Raw genomic sequence first — 19,651 nt, 5'->3', positions numbered from 1 at the left:
GGCCGTGCACGACCGGAAGCACATTGCGGTTACGAGCATGTACACGTGCGGAAATCGGCCATGGGCAGGGGCGCGGTCCGAATGTCACCATGACGCCGGCGCCGTTCACAGCACGGTAACGCGGGACGACCCGAGCCGCCGTACCGGCGGACGACCGGGCCCGCGTCCCCGCGCACCTACCGCTCTTCCCCATTCCCTGACGGGTCCCCCCAGGTCATCCGGCATGCCCGGACGCCTCGGCGACCCCGGACAGGCCCGAAGCGCACGGAAGGAACGTGGTGACCAATGGCAGCTCACCCCGACACCGGACCGGGACCTCTGTCCGGGGTGCGAGTGGTCGACATGACCGACAGCCGTGGGGAGACCGCCGGCCGGTTCCTCGCGGACCTCGGAGCCGACGTGATCCTGGTCGAGCCACCCGAGGGCTCCGCCGCCCGGCGCCTGCCCCCACTGATGGGCGACATCAGCCTGTACTTCGCGACGCACAACGCGAACAAACGCGGCGTCACGCTCGACCCGACGGTGGACACCGACCGTGCACGACTGCTGACGCTGCTGGACAGCGCCGACATCTGGATCGAGTCGGGCGCCGCCGGCGCCACGCGCGGACCGGGACTGGACTTCGCCGCGGTGGCCGCTCGCAACCCCCGGCTGGTGACCGTCTCCATCACCGACTTCGGCCACACCGGCCCGTACCGCGACTACTCCGCGACGGAGCGCGTCCACTGGGCGCTCGGCGGCGTACTGTCGCGCTCCGGCCTCCCCGGACAGCCGCCGCTGCTGCCCCCCGGCTCCCTGGCCACGGAGTCCGCGGCCCTCCAGGCGGCCTGGTACGCCGTACTCGCGTACCTCAACCGGCTGGACACCGGGCTCGGCGACCATATCGACTTCTCGCTCCACGAGGCCGTGGTCCAGGTCTTCGACCCCGGCTTCGGCATCGGCGGCTCGGCCACCGGCGGCCGCCGGGCCAGCGAACTCCCCAGGGGCCGCCCCGACGCGCGGCACATGTATCCGATCTTCCCGTGCGCCGACGGCCATGTCCGGATCTGCGTCCTCAGCCCCCGGCAGTGGCGCGGCATGCGGGCCTGGCTCGGCGAGCCGGCGGAGTTCGCGGATCCGAAGTACGAGTCGCTGGGTACCCGGTTCCAGGCCGCCGGCCGGATCCACCAGCTCATCGGGGAGCTGTTCCGGGACAGACCACGGGATGAGCTCGTACGGGAGGGTCAGCGGCTGGGCGTACCGATCGCCTCCGTCCTCACTCCCGGCGAGGCGCTGAAGGCAGGGCACTACCTGGATCGGGGCGCGCTGACCGACATCGAAGTGGCGCCCGGCCTCGAGGCCCGCGTACCGACCGGCTTCCTCGAACTCGACGGCACTCGGGCGGGTTTCCGGCACCGGGCCCCGCTGCTCGGCGAGCACAACGCGGAGGTCTTCGCGGAGCCGGCCCGTACGGCGTACGCCACCACGCCGCCCGCCCCCGAGCAGCAGGCCACCCCCCGGCAGGAGCGCGCCCCCGAGCAGGAGGCCGCCGCCCGACGGCACCCGCTTGACGGGCTGCGGGTCCTCGACCTGGGCGTCATCGTGGCCGGGGCCGAGCTGGGGCGGCTCCTCGCCGACTACGGCGCCGACGTCGTCAAGGTGGAGAACCGGGCGTTCCCCGACGGCGGCCGCCAGTCGATCACCGGGGAGGCCATCACCGCCTCCTTCGCCTGGGGCCACCGCAACAAGCGCGGCCTCGGCATCAACCTGCGCTCACCGGAAGGCGTCGAGCTGTTCAAGCGGCTCGCCGCCGGAGCCGACATCGTCCTGTCCAACTTCAAGCCCGGCACGATGGACTCCCTCGGCCTCGGCCACCAGGAGCTGTCGAAGCTCAACCCGCGGATCGTCATGGCCGACACCAGCGCCTTCGGCTCCTGGGGCCCGTGGAGCGACCGCATGGGATACGGACCGCTGGTACGCGCTTCCACCGGACTCACCGAGCTGTGGCGCTACCCCGGCATGGAGGACGGCTTCAGCGACGCCATCACCATCTACCCCGACCACCTCGTCGGCCGGGTCGGCGCCGCCGCCGTGCTGGCCCAGCTCATCGCCGTACGCCGCACCGGGCGCGGCGGCACCGTCAGCATCTCGCAGGCGGAGGTCATCCTCACCGCCATGTCGGACCTCCTGCTCGGCGAAGGGCTGAATCCCGGATCACTCACAGCCCGAGGCAACCTGGGTGTCTGGGACGCCCCTCAGGGCCTCTACGCCTGCGCGGGCGACGACGAATGGTGCGCCGTCGAGGTCAGGGACGACGACGACTGGCAGGGCCTCACCGCCGTGATCGGCCGGGCCGACCTTTCCGGGGACCCCCGGCTGAGCACCGCCGAGGGCCGCCTCGCACACCGCCAGGAGATCGACGAGGCGCTGTCACGGTGGACCGCCGGGCACGAGCCGCGCAAGGTCATGGAACTGCTCCAGCAGGCCGGCGTTCCGGCCGGCGCGATGCGGCGGGTGCCCGAGCTGACGAGTGACCCGCAGCTGACGGCCCGCGGCTTCTTCGGCGTACTGCGGCAGCCGGGCATCGACGAGGACCTGCCCACGGAGGCGCGGCCCGCGCTGTCCCGGCGGATCGCCGACCCGCCCCTGCGCCCCGCTCCCCACCAGGGCGAACACACCAGGGAGGTGTGCCGGGAGTGGCTGGGCCTCGCCGAACACGAAATCGACGCGCTGGCAGCCGCCGGTGTGCTGGAAGAGGGAGAGTCCGCGTGAGCAACGACACCGTCGCACCCCCCGTACTGGTGAAGCGCCAGGACCACGTCATGATCGTGACGCTCAACCGCCCCGAGGCCCGTAACTCGGTGAACCTGGAGGTCACCCTCCGGGTCGGCGAAGCGCTGGAGGAGGCCGAGCAGGACCCGGACGTGTGGGTCGTGGTGGTGACCGGCGCCGGGGACAAGGCGTTCTGCGCCGGAGCCGACCTCAAGGCCGTGGCGCGCGGCGAGGCGTTCTTCCCGGAGGGCAAGGAGCACTGGGGCTTCGCGGGTTACGTCTCCCACCACATCAGCAAGCCCACCATCGCCGCCGTGAACGGCTTCGCGCTCGGCGGCGGCACCGAGATCGCACTCTCCAGTGATCTGGTGGTGGCCGCCGACATCGCGCACTTCGGCCTCCCCGAAGTCAAGCGCGGCATCATCGCCGGCGCCGGCGGCGCCTTCCGGCTCGCCGCGCAGCTCCCCACCAAGATCGCCATGGAGCTGCTGCTCACCGGCGACTCGGTGGACGCCGCCACCGCGCAGGGGCTCGGGCTGGTCAACCGTGTCGTCCCGCAGGACAAGGTGCTCGACGAGGCGCTGGCCCTCGCCGAACGCATCACCGTCAACGCGCCGCTGTCGGTACAGGCCAGCAAGCGCATCGCGCTCGGGATCGTCGACGGCCAGGTCGCCTCCGAGGAGGCCGCGTGGCGGCTCAACGAGGCCGAGATCAAGGTGCTGATGGCGTCGGAGGACGCCAAAGAAGGCCCGCGCGCCTTCGCCGAGAAGCGCGCCCCGGTCTGGCGGGCCCGCTGATGCGCGGCGCCCGGCGCGGCATGCCCCCGGCGGGTCCACAGCGGCGCGCCGCGATGACGGCGACCGGAACGCCGCCCCGGACCCCGGTCGCGTCCCGCACCACGACCACGACCACGACCCCGACCACCAGTGAAGGAGACCCCACGTGAACGGCACGTCAGGAGCCGGATCGCGCCGACCGGTGATCGCCGGCCTCGGTCTCACCGAGATGGGCAAGGTGTACGGCCGCTCCCCCGCCGAATTCGCCGCCGACGCCGTGCGGCGCGCGGCCCAGGACGCCGGACTGCGGCTGTCCGACATCGATGGCCTGCTGTTCAGCAACGGAGTCGGCGGAGGAGTAGGACTGACCCTCCAGCGCGAGCTCGGACTGCGGGACCTGCGCATGCTGTCGGAGGTCCAGGCGTACGGGTCGACGGCCGGCGCGATGGTGCAGTACGCGTCCATGGCCGTCCAGTCCGGCATGGTCGACACCGTGGCCTGCGTCTTCGCGGACGCGCCGCTGCGGGAGAAGGGCTCGGCCGGGGCCGTGTACAGCTCCGGCCTGAAGTTCACCGGTTGGCAGCTGCTGGACTTCGCCAGCGGCCTCGCCGGTGCCAACCCGATGTACGCGCTGGCCGCCCGGCGGCACATGGACACCTACGGTACGACCAGCGAACAGTTCGCCCATATCGCGGTGGCCCAGCGCGCCTGGGCGGCGAAGAACCCGCTGGCACAGCTGCGTGAGCCGATCACCGTCGAGGACCACCAGAACTCCCGCATGATCTCCGACCCGTTCCGCCTGCTGGACTGCTGCCTGGTCAGCAACGGAGGGGCCGCCGTCATCGTCACCTCGGCCGACCGGGCCGCCGGCCTGCGGCAGCCGGCCGTGCACGTGCTCGGCTGGGGACAGGCGCACCCGGGCTACGAGATGGGCCGGGGCACCGACTTCGGACTGGTCAGCGGGGCGGCCACAGCCGGGCCCGCGGCGATGAAGATGGCCGGGGTCGGCCCGGCCGACATCGACATCGCGGAGATCTACGACTGCTACACGTACACCGTCCTCATCACCCTCGAGGACTACGGCTTCTGCGCCAAGGGAGAGGGCGGCGCCTTCGTCTCCAGCGGGGTGCTGGGCCCCGAGGGCTCGTTCCCGCTCAACACCGGGGGCGGCGAGCTGTCCTCGTACTACATGTGGGGCATGACCCCGCTCTCCGAGGCCGTCATCCAGGCCCGCGGACAGGGCGGCGAGCGCCAGGTGGCCAAGAACGACCTCGTCCTTGTCAGCGGCAACGGCGGCGTCCTCGACCACCACTCGACGCTCGTCCTCAGCCCCCACCCGCACAGCTGAAGGGAGACCGCGATGACGGTCGGCATCATGCAACGGGACCCCGCCACGGCGGAGTTCTTCGACGGTACGGCCAGGGGCGAGCTGCTGATCCGCCGCTGCGCCGACTGCGGCCACCACAGCGCGCCGCGCTGCGAAACCTGTCCGGCCTGCGGCTCGGCGGCCCTCGACCGGGTCCCGGCCGAGGGCACCGGGACGATCGCCTCCTGGACGCTGGTCCACGGTCGCCCGCCGCGCGACGGCGGGCCCGCTCCGGTCACCGCCGTGGTCGTCGTCGAACTCGACGAAGGCCCCTGGCTGCACTCACAGGTCATCACCACCGCCCCGCAGGAGGTACGCACCGGCATACGGGTGACCGTGGAATTCGAACGCCCCGAAGGCGGGGAAGCGATACCTGTCTTCCGACTGGCACCGGACACCGTGCCCGCGTAGGCCCTCCTCCTCCGCTCCTCCTCCGTCTCTCGTCCGCCCCTCCTCTCCCTCCCGCCCACGCCAGGAGCACGCATGTCCGACAACGAAGGCATCACCGCAGGCGGAAGCTCCGACTTTCTCCTCTACATCGACGGCGAGTTCACGCACCCGCTGTCGTCCGCCACCATCCCCGTCGTCGAAGCCGCCACCGAGCAACTGCTGGGGCACATCCCCGAGTCCTCCGCCAAGGACGTCGAGCGCGCCGTCGACGCCGCCCGGCGGGCCCGGTCCGGCTGGGCGGCCACCGACCCGGCCGAGCGCGCCGCGCTGATGGAGCGGCTGGCCCAGGAGGTGGAGCGGCGCGGCAAGGAGATCAGCGAGACGGTCTCCCGGCAGAACGGCATGCCTCTGATGTTGTCCCGGATGTCCGAGGTCGATTCGGTGGCGGGCACGCTGCGGTACTACGCGTCGCTGGCCCGTGCCGGCTTCGACGACGAGAGGCGCTCGGCGCTGGCGTTCCCGGGCGAAGTGCGCATCCAGCGGGAACCGGTGGGTGTGGTGGCGCTCATCGTGCCGTGGAACTACCCGCTGGGCCTCACCGCCATGAAGCTGGCCCCGGCGCTGGCGGCCGGCTGCACCGTGGTGCTCAAGCCGGCGCCGGAGACCTCGCTGGACACCAGGTATCTGATGGAGGCGGTGCACGCGGCCGGCCTGCCCGCCGGTGTCGTCAACCTGGTGACCGGCGGCCGGGACATCGGCGAGGCCCTGGTCCGCCACCCGGGCGTCGACAAGGTCGCCTTCACCGGCTCGACGGCGGCGGGGCGTGCCATCGGTGCCCTCTGCGGCGAGGCCCTCAAACCCGTCACGCTGGAACTCGGCGGGAAGTCGGCCGCCGTGGTGCTGCCGGACGCGGACCTCTCCCAGGTGCTGCCTGCTCTCGCCTTCCTGTCCTTCGCCAACAACGGCCAGTCGTGCTTCCTCAACTCCCGGGTGCTGGCGCCGCGGGAGCGCTACGACGAGGTCGTCGACGGCCTCGCCCAGCTCGCGCAGTCCTTCAAGCTCGGCAATCCCCTGGACGCGGACACCACGATGGGCCCGCTCGTCAGCGACCGGCAGCGGCAGCGCGTGGAGTCGTACATCACCGTCGGCCGGACCGAGGGGGCGCGGGTGGTGACCGGCGGCGGCCGCCCGAGCGGCCTGGACCGGGGCTGGTTCGTCGAGCCCACCGTCTTCGCCGGTGTCGCCAACACCATGACCGTGGCCCGGGAGGAGATCTTCGGCCCCGTGATCTGCGTGATCCCGTACGACACCGAGGACGAGGCCATCGCCATCGCCAACGACTCCGACTACGGGCTCGCCGGCAGCGTGTGGAGTACGGACTCCGCACACGCGCTCTCCGTGGCGAGCCGTATCGAGACCGGCAGCATCGGCGTCAACATGTGGACGCTCGACCCCGGTTCGCCGTTCGGCGGCTGGAAGGCCAGCGGCATCGGCAAGGAGTTCGGCCCCGAGGGCCTTGCCGCGTATCTGAAGACGCGGTCGGTCTTCGTCCCCTCCGTCGCCTAGGGGGCCTCCTCGGCACCAGCCGCCTCCTCCCCTCGGCCGCCCTGTCCGCCTCCTCCCGTTGGCCGCCCTGGCCACCTCTGTCCCGTGGCCGTCCGCGGGCGACCTCCGTCCCGGACACCGCGGCCCGAGCCGCGGGGCCGCCTTCCCCTTCCGTACAGCAGGAGCACCCATGAAGATCACAGCCGCGGTGTCGCACGGACCGCAGGAGCCTTTCGCGATCGAAGAGCTGAACCTCGACGGCCCCCGGGACGGAGAGGTCCTGGTCCGCCTGGTGGCGACCGGCGTGTGCCACACCGACCTCACCGTCAAGGGGATGCTGCCGGACGGTCTGGCGTACGTCCTCGGACACGAGGGCGCCGGCGTGGTGGAGGAGGTCGGCCGGGACGTCACCGGTGTGCGGCCCGGCGACCAGGTACTGCTCAGCTTCAACTCCTGCGGCACCTGCCTGCCGTGCGCCGCGGGGCGGCCCGGCTACTGCGACAGCTTCCGGGTGCTCAACACCGGCGGCACCCGGCCCGATGGATCGACCGCGCTGACCAAGGACGGTACGCCGGTCCTCGGCTCCTTCTTCGGCCAGTCCAGCTTCGCCAGCCATGTGATCACCACACCGCAGAACACCGTCGTCGTGCCGGACGACGTCGACCTGCGTACCGCGGCCCCGCTGGGCTGCGGCATCCAGACCGGCGCCGGAGCCGTGCTCAACGTACTGAGACCGGGCGACGGCAGCCGGTTCGTGGTCTACGGGGCCGGCGGTGTCGGACTGGCGGCACTGATGGCCGCCGCGACCACCGGAGCCACGGCCATCGTCGCCGTCGACCCGGTGCCCGCCCGGCGGGAGCTCGCGCTGAAGCTGGGCGCCACAGCCGTGATCGACCCCGCGGACGGCGACCCCGTGGAAGCGGTGCGGGAGTTCACCCGGGGTGGCGCGACCCACGCCCTCGACACGACGGCGAAACCCGCCGTCATCTCGGGCGGCGTCAAGGCGCTCGGCGGCGGGGGAACACTGGTGGTGGTCGGCATCGGAGCCCCGGACGTGACTGTCGACGTGCAGGACATGATCTCGGGCGGCAAGTCGCTGCGCGGCAGCATCGAGGGTGACGCCGTGCCCCACGACTTCCTGCCGAGGCTGCTGGAGATGCGTGCCGCTGGGCAGCTCCCCGTGGAGGAACTCATCAGCTTCTACCCCTTCGCGGAGATCAACCGCGCGGTCGACGACACCCGGTCGGGGACGGCCATCAAGCCAGTGCTCGTCTTCTGACACCGTTCCTGTTCCCGGTCCCGGTTTCCCGGTCTCCGTTTCCCTTCCGAGGGACCGGGGACCGGGACCGGCGGTCCGCGAACGAGGGAATCCGCAGGCACGCCCATCGTTGACGCGCGTTCCGGCCACAGAGCCTGCTCCACCAGCCCCTGAGCCGGCCACGAGGTCTGGAACAAGCAACGCAAGGAAGAACCTCTCCTCGACATCGACGACGTCACCCTCGGCCACACAACCCGCATGACCCACAACCCCGCCGAGCAGTGGATCCGCTCCAACGAACCCGCCCACGAAGCCATCATCAGCCCCACCCGGTTCGACACCGTCCAAACCCTCCGCGGACAGCGTGCCCGCAACCACGGACGGCAGGAACGCGCCGGAAATCAAGGGGCACGCCCCTACGCCCTCCGCGGACGGATCCGATGCACGCTGTGCGGGCGCAGGATGCAGCCCGCCACCATCGAGGCACTGACCCACGCGAGCGCCGCGGCAAGCGCCGCGGAGACGCACACACCCGAGCAGGCCCAAGCCCGCCAGGCGCTCAAGGACTGCGAACGCCGCCTCGCCCGCTACCAGGCCGCCCTCGAAGCCGGAGCCGACCCCGCCGTCGTCACCCAATGGATCAACCAGGCGCAGACAGACAAGGAGGCGGCGCGCAAGAAACTCGACGCGCTCCCCGCCCTCACCCGCAAGAAGGAACCCCCGCTCGACGCCCAGCAGATCCGCGCGATCACTGAGAGTCTTGGAGGCGTCGCACAGTGCATCCGCACAGCCGGCATTGAGGAGAAAGGCCCGCTCTACGAAGCCCTCGGCATCACCATCAGCTACGAAGACGCAACGAGGACCGCGACCGTAAGGTCGAGGCCCTCATCTGCGTATCGTCAGTCGTTGTGTCCGAGGGGGGACTTGAACCCCCACGCCCGTTAAAGGGCACTAGCACCTCAAGCTAGCGCGTCTGCCATTCCGCCACCCGGACCAGGTGTCTGCCGCCTGGCCGGAGGTGTTCCCGGGGGCGACATGGACAACAATACCAAGGTTTCGGAGCGCCTTTCACCTGCATATCCGTGCGCTGGGCGCCGGCCCCGGACGGCCGCGACCGGCCACCGAGCGCATCACCGGAGGTGAGCGGGCGACTACGCCCCCTGGCCGGATTCGTCCGTCAGCAGCAGCTGCAGAGCGTGGACGAGCGTCGCCGCTGTCGCCTCGTCCAGTGGGGCGAGGAAGCGGCGCTCGGCGGACCGACGGGCCTTCTCCCCCTGCCGAAGACACTCCTCGCCCGCGGGCGTGAGCTCGACGATGTTCTTGCGCCGGTCCCGTGGACTGCGCCGGCGCTCCACCAGCCCGTGGTCCTCCAGGCCGTCGATGAGCGACACCATCGTCGTCCGGTCCACCCCGAGCCGCGCGGCCGCCTCGACCTGCGACAACGATGCGTCACCGGAGAGCACCACCAGTACGGCCAGCTCATGACCGTCCACGCCGTACGGCGCCAGCGCCTCGGCGGAGGCCCGGGCCAGACGGGCCTGGGCGTGCTTCAGGAGGTAGCCGAGCCGGGATTCGAGGGGTGCGGGTCTCGGGTCGTCGGTCGCCATGACCCGACTGTAATGGCGGTAAATCATCAGCAGCACTGATGATTTAGTAGACTGACGAATATGACGACTGTGCGCTTCGGTATCAAGACCACCCCGATGCATGTGCCGTACGAGGACATCCGCCGCGTCTGGCTGGAGGCCGACACGGTGCCGGAGATCGAGGACGCCTGGCTGTGGGATCACCTGCTGCCGGTCGCCGGGCCCGAGGACGGTCAGATATTCGAGGGCTGGACCCTGCTCTCCGCGCTGGCCGCGCAGACCGAGCGGCTACGGCTCGGGCTGCTGGTGACGAGCAACCGGATCCGCCCGCCGGCGGTGCTGGGCAAGATGGCGTCCACGGTGGACGTGGTCTCCGGCGGGCGGCTGGTGATGGGGCTGGGGGTCGGCGGCACGCATCAGCCGCCGGGCGCGGGCGGTGTTCCGGGCGCGAATCCGGCCGTCGCCGAGTACGCGGCGTACGGGCTGACGCTGGTGCCCCCGGCCGAGGGCATCGCGCGGCTGGCGGAGACCGTCGGGATCCTGAAGCGGATGTGGACGGAGGACGTCTTCGACTTCGAGGGTCGCCACTACCTGCTCAAGGGCGTACGGAACGAGCCCAAGCCGGTGCAGCGGCCCGGCCCTCCCCTGCTGATCGGCGGCTGGGGCACCCGGCTGCTGCGGCTGGTCGCCGAGCACGCCGACATGTGGAACGTGCCCGGTCCGCCCCACAACAGCGTGGACTTCGTCGCCGAGCGCGGCCGGGTGCTGGACGCGCACTGCGCCGAACTCGGGCGCGATCCACGCGAGATCACGCGCTCCGTGCAGGTACTGGTGTCCTACGACGACCCGGCGGCGACGCGGGCGACGGTGGCCGCGCTGGTCGACGCCGGGGTGAATCATGTCGTACTGAGCCTGCCTCGGCCGTATCCGCGCGGGGTGGTGCGGTGGTTGGCGGACCAGGTGATCGCCGGGTGGCGCCCACAGGACACGGAAACGGGGGACGCCACCCGGCCGCCTGTCACGGCATGAGGTGGTAGTCCGGGAAGTTCCCGGGCAGCCGTTCCGCCGCCGGGCCCTGTGTCACGGCACGCACAAGCAGTTCGCCGCCGACGAACGCCCCGCGCCAGGACGCGCCGAAGCCGCCGAACAGTTCGTCTCGGTCGCCGCGGGAGCGGGGTTTGCCGTGGCCGACCTTGAACGCGCGGATCTGCGGGGCCAGCCGGTCGAAGGTGGCCCGGTCGTCCGTGGACAGGGTGGCCACCAGTGCGCCGTTGGAGGCGTTCATGGCGGCGAGCAGCTCCGCCTCCGTGTCGACCAGGACGATGGTGTCGACCGGGCCGAACGGCTCCGCGTGGTGCAGCGGTGAGGACGGCGGCGGGCCCAGCAGCGTGACCGGGTGGACGTACGCCGAGGTGTCCTGACCGGGCAGGAAGCGGGCGTTGGCCTCGCTGCCGCGGTGCAGCGGGACGGCGCCACGGTCGATGGCCTCGGCGACCTGGTCGTGCAGTTCCTTGGCCTTGGCCGCGTTGATGACCGGCCCGAAGTCCAGCGCGGGAAACGGGTCTTCGGGCTGCTCGACGGCGAGCGGGTGGCCGACCCTGAGCATGCGCACCGCCGGGAGGTAGGCCGCCAGGAACTCGTCGAACAGCTGCCGTTGGACGACGAAGCGCGGGTACGCCGTGCAGCGCTGCTTGCCGTAGTCGAAGAGCTTGGGGATCACCGCTGTGAGCCCGTCCCAGTCCGAGTGGTTCCAGATGCCCCAGGTGTTGAGTCCCTCCTGTTCCAGTACATGTCGCTTGCCCAGGTCGGCGACGGCCGTGGCCACCGCGGCGCCGGTGTCCCGTCCGCCGACGAAGGAGACACAGCCGATCTCGGGCGCCCGCACCAGCGCCCCCGACAGCTCGCCTCCGCTGCCGCTGACGAGGGTGGCGGGAATCCCCTCGCGGGCGGCGAGCGCACAGGCCAGGGTCAGACACGCGAGGCCGCCGTCGGTCGGGGTCTTGGCGATCACCGCGTTGCCGGCCAGTGCCTGTACCAGCATTGCGTGAACGAGCACGCTCATCGGATAGTTCCAGCTCGCGATGTTGGACACCGGGCCGTCCAACGGGGCCCGGCCGGCGAGCATCGGGGCGATGCCGTCGACGTACCAGCGCACGCCGTCGATGGCCCGGTCGACGTCCGCCTGCGCGAGCCGCCAGGGCTTGCCGATCTCCCAGACGAGCAACAGGGCGAGCAGTTCACGGTGTTCGGTGAGGGCGTCGAGGGTGGCCGCGACGCGCGCACGGCGTTCATCGAGGGGGATGTGCCGCCAGGCGCGGTGCTGGTCGAGCGAGGCGCGGACGGCCTGGTGCGCGGTGGCGCTGTCGAGGCGGGGCGGGCCGGCGATGGGACTGCCGTCGACGGGGCTGGTGGCGGGCAGGGCCCGGCCGTCGGCCTGCCAGGCGGAGTTCCAGAGGTTGAGGACACGGTCGTCGCGGAAGGCCTCCGGGGCGACGGTCAGGCAGCGCTGCCAGGCGTCGGTCCAGGACGTGCCTGATTTGAGGGTGAGGGTGGTTGCCATTCGGGTTTCTCCGCTCTCGGTGCACAGTCGGGGGCGGGGGATGCATGGCTCATGTCAACTATGAGTGACCGACCGCTGCTCTTCGAGACGGGCGAGCACAAGTTTCGCCGTCTCGGTCGGTGTGCTTCCCACACGCACCCCGGCCGCCTCCAGCGCCTCCTTCTTCGCCTGCGCGGTCCCGGACGAACCGGACACGATCGCGCCCGCATGCCCCATCGTCCTGCCCTCGGGGGCGGTGAACCCGGCGATGTAGCCGACCACCGGCTTGGTGACGTGCTCGCGGATGTACGCCGCCGCGCGTTCCTCCGCGTCGCCGCCGATCTCCCCGATGAGGACGATCAGTTCGGTGTCCGGGTCGTCCTGGTAGGCGGCAAGGCAGTCGATGTGCGTGGTGCCGACGACGGGGTCGCCGCCGATGCCGACGCACGTCGAGAAGCCGATGTCGCGGAGTTCGTACATGAGTTGGTAGGTGAGCGTGCCCGACTTGGACACGAGGCCGATGCGGCCCGGCTTGGTGATGTCGGCGGGGATGATGCCCGCATTGGAGTGGCCCGGGGTGATCAGGCCCGGGCAGTTGGGACCGACGATCCGGGTGCCCTTCGCCTTCGCGTACGCCGTGAAGGCGACGGAGTCGTGGACGGGGATGCCCTCGGTGATGACGACCGCGAGGCCGATGCGGGCGTCGGCTGCCTCGATGACGGCCGCCTTCGCGAAGGCGGGCGGGACGAAGACGACGGTGACGTCGGCGCCGGTCGCGTGGATGCCCTCGGCGACCGACCCGAACACGGGAACGGCACGGTCGTTGAAGTCCACCGTGGCGCCCGCCTTGCGCGGGTTGACGCCGCCGACGACGTTCGTGCCGGCCGCGAGCATCCGCCGGGTGTGCTTCATGCCCTCGCCGCCGGTCATGCCCTGGACGAGGACCTTGCTCTCCTTGGTGAGATAGATGGCCATGTCGGGCTCCTTCAGCCGGCGGTGGCGAGTCGGGCGGCACGGCGGGCGGCGCCGTCCATGGTGGTGGCCTGCTGGACCAGGGGGTGCGCACGGCCGTCGAGGATGGCGCGGCCGCGGGCCGCGTTGTTGCCGTCGAGCCGCACGACCAGCGGCTTGGTCAACTGCACGGAGTCCAGGGCCTGCACGATGCCGTCGGCGACCGCGTCGCAGGCGGTGATCCCGCCGAAGACGTTGACGAAGACCGACTTCACGGCCGGGTCGGAGAGGATGACGGACAGGCCGTCCGCCATGATCTGGGCGGAGGCCCCGCCGCCGATGTCGAGGAAGTTGGCGGGCCGGGCACCGCAGCCGGCGACCACATCGAGGGTCGACATGACGAGCCCCGCGCCGTTGCCGATGACGCCGACCTCGCCGTCCAGCTTCACGTAGTTGAGGCCCTTGACCGCGGCCGCCGCCTCCAGCGCGTCGTCGTGCTCCACGCCCTCCGTGCCCCAACGCGCCTGACGGAAGCGGGCGTTGTCGTCGACGGTGACCTTGCCGTCGAGCGCGAGGATCCGGCCCTGTTTCGTCCGCACGAGCGGGTTCACCTCGACCAGCAGCGCGTCCTCGCGGACGAGCACCTCCCACAGGCGTACGAGAACGTCGACCGTCTGCGGCGGAAGCCCCGCCGCCTCGGCGATCTCGCCCGCCTTCGCCGAGGTGACGCCCTCGGCCGGGTCGATGGGGACGCGGGCCACGGCCTCTGGGCGGCTCGCGGCGACCTCCTCGATCTCCATGCCGCCCTCGGCGGACGCGATCGCGAGGAAGGTGCCCGACGCGCGGTCGAGTACATAGGAGACGTAGAACTCGGTCTCGATGTCCACGGGTTGGGCCAGCATCACCTTGCCGACCGTGTGGCCCTTGATGTCCATGCCGAGGATCTGCCGTGCGGTGAGCTCCGCGGCGGCCGGGTCGGCGGCGAACCTCACGCCGCCCGCCTTGCCCCGACCACCCGTCTTGACCTGGGCCTTCACCACCACGCGCCCACCGAGTGCGCGGGCGATCTCACGGGCCTTCTTGGGTGCGTCGGTCACCGCGGCCCTCGGCACCGGAATGCCGTGTTCTTCGAAGAGTTCCCTTGCCTGGTGCTCGTACAGGTCCATTCCGGCTCCTGTCTCAAAAGTGCCGCACGCCCCCTGGACACCACCCGCCGGATGCGGGATAACAAGCTTCATACAGTATTCGTCGACTGTATGCAATGTACCGCGAGAGTGTTCCCACCCCCTACGAAGGGACAGGACTTCGCCATGCCCGACGACACCCAGGACGTGATTTCCGGCGGTCACCTCGTCGCCAAGGCTCTGAAGGCCGAAGGGGTCGACCGCATCTACACGTTGTGCGGCGGCCACATCATCGACATCTACGACGGCTGCGTCGACGAGGGCATCGAGGTCGTCGACGTACGACACGAACAGGTCGCCGCCCACGCCGCCGACGGTTACGCCCGCATCACCGGCAAACCCGGCTGCGCCGTCGTCACCGCCGGCCCGGGGACGACCGACGCCGTCACCGGTGTCGCCAACGCCTTCCGCGCGGAGTCCCCGATGCTGCTCATCGGCGGCCAAGGGGCCCTCACCCAGCACAAGATGGGGTCCCTGCAGGACCTGCCGCACGTCGACATGATGACGCCGATCACCAAGTTCGCGGCGGCCGTCCCGGACACGGCCCGCGCGGCGGACATGGTGTCCATGGCGTTCCGCGAGTGCTACCACGGCGCACCCGGGCCCTCCTTCCTGGAGATCCCGCGCGACGTCCTCGACGCCAAGGTCCCGGTGAGCAAGGCGCGTGTGCCGAAGGCGGGCGCCTACCGCGCCTCGACCCGCTCGGCCGGCGACCCCGAGGCCGTCGAGAAGCTCGCCGACCTGCTGGTGCACGCGGAGAAGCCAGCCATCCTGCTGGGCAGCCAGGTGTGGACGACCCGCGGCACCGAAGCCGCCATCGAGCTCGTACGCGCCCTCAACGTCCCGGCGTACATGAACGGCGCCGGCCGCGGCACCCTCCCACCGGGCGACCCCCACCACTTCCAGCTGTCACGCCGCTACGCCTTCTCCCACGCCGACGTCATCGTCATAGTCGGCACGCCCTTCGACTTCCGCATGGGCTACGGCAAGCGGCTCTCCCCCGACGCGACCGTGGTGCAGATCGACCTCGACTACCGCACGGTGGGCAAGAACCGCGACATCGACCTCGGGATCGTCGGCGACGCGGGGCTCGTGCTGAAGTCGGTCGCCGAGGCCGCCTCCGGGCGCATCGACGGCGGTGCCGCCAAGCGCAAGGAGTGGCTCGACGAACTGCGCGCGGCCGAGCAGACCGCCCTCGAGAAGCGGCTGCCGAGCCTGAAGTCGGACGCCTCACCGATCCACCCGTACCGCCTGGTCAGCGAGATCAACGACTTCCTCACCGAGGACTCCATCTACATCGGCGACGGCGGTGACATCGTCACCTTCTCCGGGCAGGTCGTCCAGCCCAAGTCCCCCGGGCACTGGATGGACCCGGGCCCGCTCGGCACCCTCGGCGTCGGCGTCCCCTTCGTGCTCGCGGCCAAGCAGGCGCGGCCCGACAAGGAAGCGGTGGCCCTCTTCGGTGACGGCGCCTTCTCCCTCACCGGCTGGGACTTCGAGACCCTCGTCCGCTACGACCTCCCCTTCGTCGGCATCGTCGGCAACAACTCCTCCATGAACCAGATCCGTTACGGCCAGGCCCAGAAGTACGGCCTGGAGCGCGAGCGGGTCGGCAACACCCTCGGCGACGTCCACTACGACAAGTTCGCCCAGATGCTGGGCGGTTACGGCGAGGAGGTCCGCGACCCCGCCGACATCGGCCCCGCGCTCCGGCGCGCCCGCGAGTCGGGCAAGCCGTCGCTGATCAACGTCTGGGTCGACCCGGACGCGTACGCCCCCGGAACCATGAACCAGACCATGTACAAGTGAGGTGACCTGGTGACCACCGAGACCATCTCGACCTCCCAGCCGACCAAGGCGCTCGCGGGCATCCGCGTCCTCGACATGACCCACGTCCAGTCCGGGCCCTCCGCGACCCAGCTGCTGGCCTGGCTCGGCGCGGACGTCGTCAAGCTGGAGGCGCCGACCGGTGACATCACGCGGGGGCAGCTGCGCGACCTCCCGGACGTCGACTCCCTCTACTTCACGATGCTCAACTGCAACAAGCGGAGCATCACCCTCAACACCAAGACCGAGCGCGGCAAGGAGATCCTCACCGAGCTGATCCGGCGCTCCGACGTCATGGTCGAGAACTTCGGACCGGGCGCGGTCGACCGCATGGGCTTCACCTGGGACCGCATCCAGGAGATCAATCCGCGGATCGTCTATGCCTCCATCAAGGGGTTCGGCGAGGGCCCGTACACCAACTTCAAGGCGTACGAGGTCGTCGCGCAGGCCATGGGCGGGTCGATGTCGACCACCGGTTTCGAGGACGGGCCGCCGCTGGCGACGGGGGCCCAGATCGGGGACTCGGGCACGGGCGTCCACGCCGTGGCGGGGATACTCGCGGCGCTGTTCCAGCGCGAGCACACCGGGCGCGGTCAGCGGGTGAACGTGGCCATGCAGCACGCTGTGCTCAACCTCTGCCGGGTGAAGCTGCGCGACCAGCAGCGCCTGGCCCACGGCCCGCTCGCTGAATATCCGAACGACGACTTCGGGACGGAAGTTCCCAGGTCCGGGAACGCGTCCGGCGGCGGCCAGCCCGGCTGGGCGGTCAAGTGCGCGCCGGGCGGCCCGAACGACTACGTGTACGTCATCGTGCAGCCCGTCGGCTGGAAGCCGCTGAGCGAGCTCATCGGCCGGCCGGAGCTCGCGGACGACCCCGAGTGGGCGACGCCCGGGGCCCGTCTCCCCAAGCTCAACAAGATGTTCCAGCTGATCGAGGAGTGGTCCTCGACGCTGCCCAAGTGGGAGGTCCTGGAGCGGCTCAACGCCCACAACATCCCGTGCGGGCCGATCCTGTCCACCAAGGAGATCATCGAGGACGACTCGCTGGTCGCCAACGAGATGGTCGTCACCGTCCCGCACCCCGAGCGCGGCGAGTTCACCACGGTCGGCAGCCCGCTCAAGCTCTCCGACTCCCCCGTCGAGGTGACCAGTTCACCGCTGCTCGGCGAGCACAACGAAGAGGTCTACATCGGCGAGCTCGGCCTCGGCGACGAGGAGCTGCGCCTGCTCAAGTCGAACGGAGTGATCTGACGTGATGGCGGAAGACCGGGAGCTGCGGGTGCGGTCGCTCCTCGACACTGTGCGGGCCGAGGGGCGGACCGCGCTGACCGCGCCCGAGGGCAAGGTGATCGCCGACGCGTACGGGATCGCCGTACCGGGTGAGGAGTTGGCGACCGACGTCGACGAGGCCGTCGCGTACGCGGCGCGTTTCGGCGGGCCCGTGGTGATGAAGATCGTCTCGCCGGACATCCTGCACAAGACCGACGCAGGCGGGGTGATCGTCGGCGTCGAGGGGGCGACGGACGTACGGGCCGCGTTCCACGAAATCATCGACAACGCGCGCGCGTACAACGCGGATGCGCGTATCGAGGGTGTGCAGGTCCAGGAGTTGCTGCCGACGGGACAGGAGGTCATCGTCGGCGCGGTGACGGACCCGACCTTCGGGAAGGTGGTCGCCTTCGGGCTCGGCGGGGTGCTCGTCGAGGTCCTCAAGGACGTCACGTTCCGGCTGGCGCCCGTGAGCGCCGACGAGGCGCTGTCCATGCTGGACTCGATCCGGTCGGCGGAGATCCTGCGCGGGGTGCGCGGCGCCGCGGCCGTGGACCGGTGGGCGATCGCCGAGCAGATCCGGCGGGTGTCCCACCTGGTCGCGGACTTCCCGGAGATCGCGGAGGTCGACCTCAACCCGGTGATCGCGACCCCGGAGGGAGCGGTCGCCGCCGACATCCGCGTGATCCTCGCCGAGAAGCAGCCACCGCCGCGCCGCACGTACACGCGCGAGGAGATCCTCACCTCGATGCGCCGCCTGATGCAGCCTTCGTCGGTCACCGTCATCGGCGCCTCCAACGAGCAGGGCAAGATCGGCAATTCGGTGATGCGCAACCTCATCGACGGCGGCTTCGCCGGGGAGATCCACCCGGTGAACCCCAAGGCCGATGACATTCTGGGCCGCAAGGCGTACAAGAGTGTCACGGACGTTCCCGGTGAGGTGGATGTGGCGGTCTTCGCGATCCCCGCCAAGTTCGTGGCCTCAGCGCTGGAGGAGGTGGGACGCAAGAAGATCCCGAACGCCGTGCTGATCCCCTCCGGTTTCGCGGAGACCGGCGAGCACGAACTCCAGGAGGAGATCGTGGCGATCGCCGAGCGGTACGGCGTCCGCCTCCTCGGTCCGAACATCTACGGCTACTACTCGACGTGGCAGGACCTGTGCGCCACGTTCTGCACGCCGTACGACGTCAAGGGCGGGGTGGCGCTGACCTCGCAGTCCGGTGGCATCGGGATGGCGATCCTGGGCTTCGCGCGCACCACGAAGACAGGTGTGTCGGCGATCGTGGGCCTGGGCAACAAGTCGGACCTGGACGAGGACGACCTGCTGACCTGGTTCGGCGAGGACCCGCACACCGAGTGCATCGCGATGCACCTGGAGGACCTCAAGGACGGGCGCGCCTTCGTGGAGGCCGCGCGGGCGACCGTCCCGAAGAAGCCGGTCGTGGTGCTGAAGGCGGGCCGTACGGCGGCGGGCGCGAAGGCGGCCGGCTCGCACACCGGGGCGCTCGCGGGCGACGACGCCGTGTACGACGACATCCTTCGGCAGGCCGGTGTCATCCGGGCGCCCGGGCTGAACGAAATGCTGGAGTACGCGCGCGCCTTGCCGGTGCTTCCCGCCCCCAAGGGCGACAACGTCGTGATCATCACCGGGGCCGGCGGCAGCGGCGTACTGCTGTCGGACGCGGTGACCGACAACGGGCTGTCCCTGATGGAGATCCCGCCGGACCTGGACGAGGCGTTCCGGAAGTTCATCCCGCCTTTCGGGGCCGCGGGCAACCCGGTCGACATCACCGGGGGCGAGCCGCCGTCGACGTACGAGGCGACGATCCGGCTCGGTCTGGAGGATCCGCGCATCCACGCGCTCGTCCTCGGCTACTGGCACACCATCGTGACTCCCCCGATGGTCTTCGCGGAGCTCACCGCGCGCGTGGTGGCCGAATTCCGGGAGCGCGGTATCGAGAAGCCCGTGGTGGCCTCGCTCGCGGGTGATGTCGAGGTCGAGGAGGCCTGCCAGTACCTCTACGAGCGAGGAGTTGTGGCGTACCCGTACACGACCGAGAAACCGGTGGCGGTGCTCGGCGCGAAGTACCGCTGGGCGCGGGCGGCGGGGCTGTTGTGATGCCGGCACGCAAGCCGAGTCGGCCGGGGGTCCGGGGGTTGCCCCCCGGGCACGACGCAGCCCGCTGGGCGCGGGCGGCGGGGCTGTTGT

Annotated in this window: 15 protein-coding genes and 1 tRNA gene; 11 read left to right on the top strand and 5 right to left on the bottom strand. The window is 70.8% G+C overall.

Translation table 11 applies throughout. The features are described from left to right. Nucleotides 1-285: 285 nt before the first annotated feature. The 7 genes from ACWC09_RS10865 to ACWC09_RS10835 all read left to right on the top strand — a co-directional run bounded on the left by ACWC09_RS10865 (nucleotide 286) and on the right by ACWC09_RS10835 (nucleotide 9,031). The gene (locus ACWC09_RS10865; RefSeq protein ID WP_450850216.1) at nucleotides 286-2,751 is read left to right on the top strand and encodes a CaiB/BaiF CoA transferase family protein; all 2,466 of its coding nucleotides are present in this window, start codon (nucleotides 286-288) and stop codon (nucleotides 2,749-2,751) included. Beyond that, the gene (locus ACWC09_RS10860) at nucleotides 2,748-3,548 is read left to right on the top strand and encodes a crotonase/enoyl-CoA hydratase family protein (RefSeq protein ID WP_450850215.1); all 801 of its coding nucleotides are present in this window, start codon (nucleotides 2,748-2,750) and stop codon (nucleotides 3,546-3,548) included. Before ACWC09_RS10865 ends, ACWC09_RS10860 begins: the two co-directional genes overlap by 4 nt. Nucleotides 3,549-3,693: 145 nt before the next feature. Continuing rightward, entirely contained in the window at nucleotides 3,694-4,875 is a 1,182-nt protein-coding gene (locus ACWC09_RS10855; RefSeq protein WP_450850214.1) for a thiolase family protein, read from the top strand. A 12-nt stretch (nucleotides 4,876-4,887) separates the two neighbouring features. Continuing rightward, complete coding sequence (locus tag ACWC09_RS10850) at nucleotides 4,888-5,304, top strand: Zn-ribbon domain-containing OB-fold protein (RefSeq protein ID WP_450850213.1); 417 nt, start codon at nucleotides 4,888-4,890, stop codon at nucleotides 5,302-5,304. Between the two features lie 72 nt (nucleotides 5,305-5,376). Then, the gene (locus tag ACWC09_RS10845) at nucleotides 5,377-6,849 is read left to right on the top strand and encodes an aldehyde dehydrogenase (protein WP_450850212.1); all 1,473 of its coding nucleotides are present in this window, start codon (nucleotides 5,377-5,379) and stop codon (nucleotides 6,847-6,849) included. A 169-nt stretch (nucleotides 6,850-7,018) separates the two neighbouring features. Continuing rightward, entirely contained in the window at nucleotides 7,019-8,107 is a 1,089-nt protein-coding gene (locus tag ACWC09_RS10840) for an NAD(P)-dependent alcohol dehydrogenase (RefSeq protein WP_450850211.1), read from the top strand. A gap of 237 nt (nucleotides 8,108-8,344) precedes the next feature. Next, entirely contained in the window at nucleotides 8,345-9,031 is a 687-nt protein-coding gene (locus ACWC09_RS10835; RefSeq protein ID WP_450850210.1) for a hypothetical protein, read from the top strand. Here the strand turns inward: ACWC09_RS10835 and ACWC09_RS10830 are convergent. Next, nucleotides 8,996-9,080 (bottom strand) — tRNA-Leu (locus ACWC09_RS10830). The two genes, ACWC09_RS10835 and ACWC09_RS10830, sit on opposite strands and share 36 nt — an antisense overlap. A gap of 157 nt (nucleotides 9,081-9,237) precedes the next feature. Then, nucleotides 9,238-9,693 carry a MarR family winged helix-turn-helix transcriptional regulator gene (locus ACWC09_RS10825; protein WP_450850209.1) on the bottom strand — a complete coding sequence of 152 codons (456 nt, stop codon included), beginning with the start codon at nucleotides 9,691-9,693 and terminating at the stop codon, nucleotides 9,238-9,240. Between the two features lie 60 nt (nucleotides 9,694-9,753). Between ACWC09_RS10825 and ACWC09_RS10820 the strand changes: the two genes are divergently transcribed. Next, nucleotides 9,754-10,701 carry an LLM class flavin-dependent oxidoreductase gene (locus tag ACWC09_RS10820; RefSeq protein ID WP_450850208.1) on the top strand — a complete coding sequence of 316 codons (948 nt, stop codon included), beginning with the start codon at nucleotides 9,754-9,756 and terminating at the stop codon, nucleotides 10,699-10,701. Here the strand turns inward: ACWC09_RS10820 and ACWC09_RS10815 are convergent. The 3 genes from ACWC09_RS10815 to sucC are packed head-to-tail and all read right to left on the bottom strand — an operon-like array spanning nucleotide 10,691 to nucleotide 14,328. Then, the gene (locus ACWC09_RS10815; RefSeq protein WP_450850207.1) at nucleotides 10,691-12,232 is read right to left on the bottom strand and encodes an aldehyde dehydrogenase family protein; all 1,542 of its coding nucleotides are present in this window, start codon (nucleotides 12,230-12,232) and stop codon (nucleotides 10,691-10,693) included. The two genes, ACWC09_RS10820 and ACWC09_RS10815, sit on opposite strands and share 11 nt — an antisense overlap. Nucleotides 12,233-12,286: 54 nt before the next feature. Further along, a complete protein-coding gene (gene sucD, locus ACWC09_RS10810) occupies nucleotides 12,287-13,186 on the bottom strand; it encodes a succinate--CoA ligase subunit alpha (RefSeq protein WP_450850206.1) in 900 nt (299 codons plus the stop codon). Between the two features lie 11 nt (nucleotides 13,187-13,197). Then, on the bottom strand, nucleotides 13,198-14,328 hold the full coding sequence (gene sucC, locus ACWC09_RS10805; RefSeq protein WP_450850205.1) for an ADP-forming succinate--CoA ligase subunit beta: 1,131 nt from the start codon (nucleotides 14,326-14,328) through the stop codon (nucleotides 13,198-13,200). A 144-nt stretch (nucleotides 14,329-14,472) separates the two neighbouring features. Between sucC and ACWC09_RS10800 the strand changes: the two genes are divergently transcribed. The 3 genes from ACWC09_RS10800 to ACWC09_RS10790 are packed head-to-tail and all read left to right on the top strand — an operon-like array spanning nucleotide 14,473 to nucleotide 19,561. Beyond that, the gene (locus tag ACWC09_RS10800; RefSeq protein ID WP_450850204.1) at nucleotides 14,473-16,155 is read left to right on the top strand and encodes a thiamine pyrophosphate-binding protein; all 1,683 of its coding nucleotides are present in this window, start codon (nucleotides 14,473-14,475) and stop codon (nucleotides 16,153-16,155) included. 9 nt (nucleotides 16,156-16,164) lie between these two features. Continuing rightward, nucleotides 16,165-17,424 carry a formyl-CoA transferase gene (gene frc, locus ACWC09_RS10795; protein ID WP_450850203.1) on the top strand — a complete coding sequence of 420 codons (1,260 nt, stop codon included), beginning with the start codon at nucleotides 16,165-16,167 and terminating at the stop codon, nucleotides 17,422-17,424. Nucleotides 17,425-17,428: 4 nt separating this feature from the next. Continuing rightward, nucleotides 17,429-19,561, top strand: a complete 2,133-nt coding sequence (locus tag ACWC09_RS10790) for an acetate--CoA ligase family protein (protein WP_450850202.1) — start codon at nucleotides 17,429-17,431, stop codon at nucleotides 19,559-19,561. The last annotated feature ends 90 nt before the right edge of the window (nucleotides 19,562-19,651 follow it).

The sequence above is a fragment of the Streptomyces sp. NPDC001617 genome (assembly GCF_053596855.1).
This window is presented reverse-complemented; position numbering and strand designations above follow the sequence as displayed.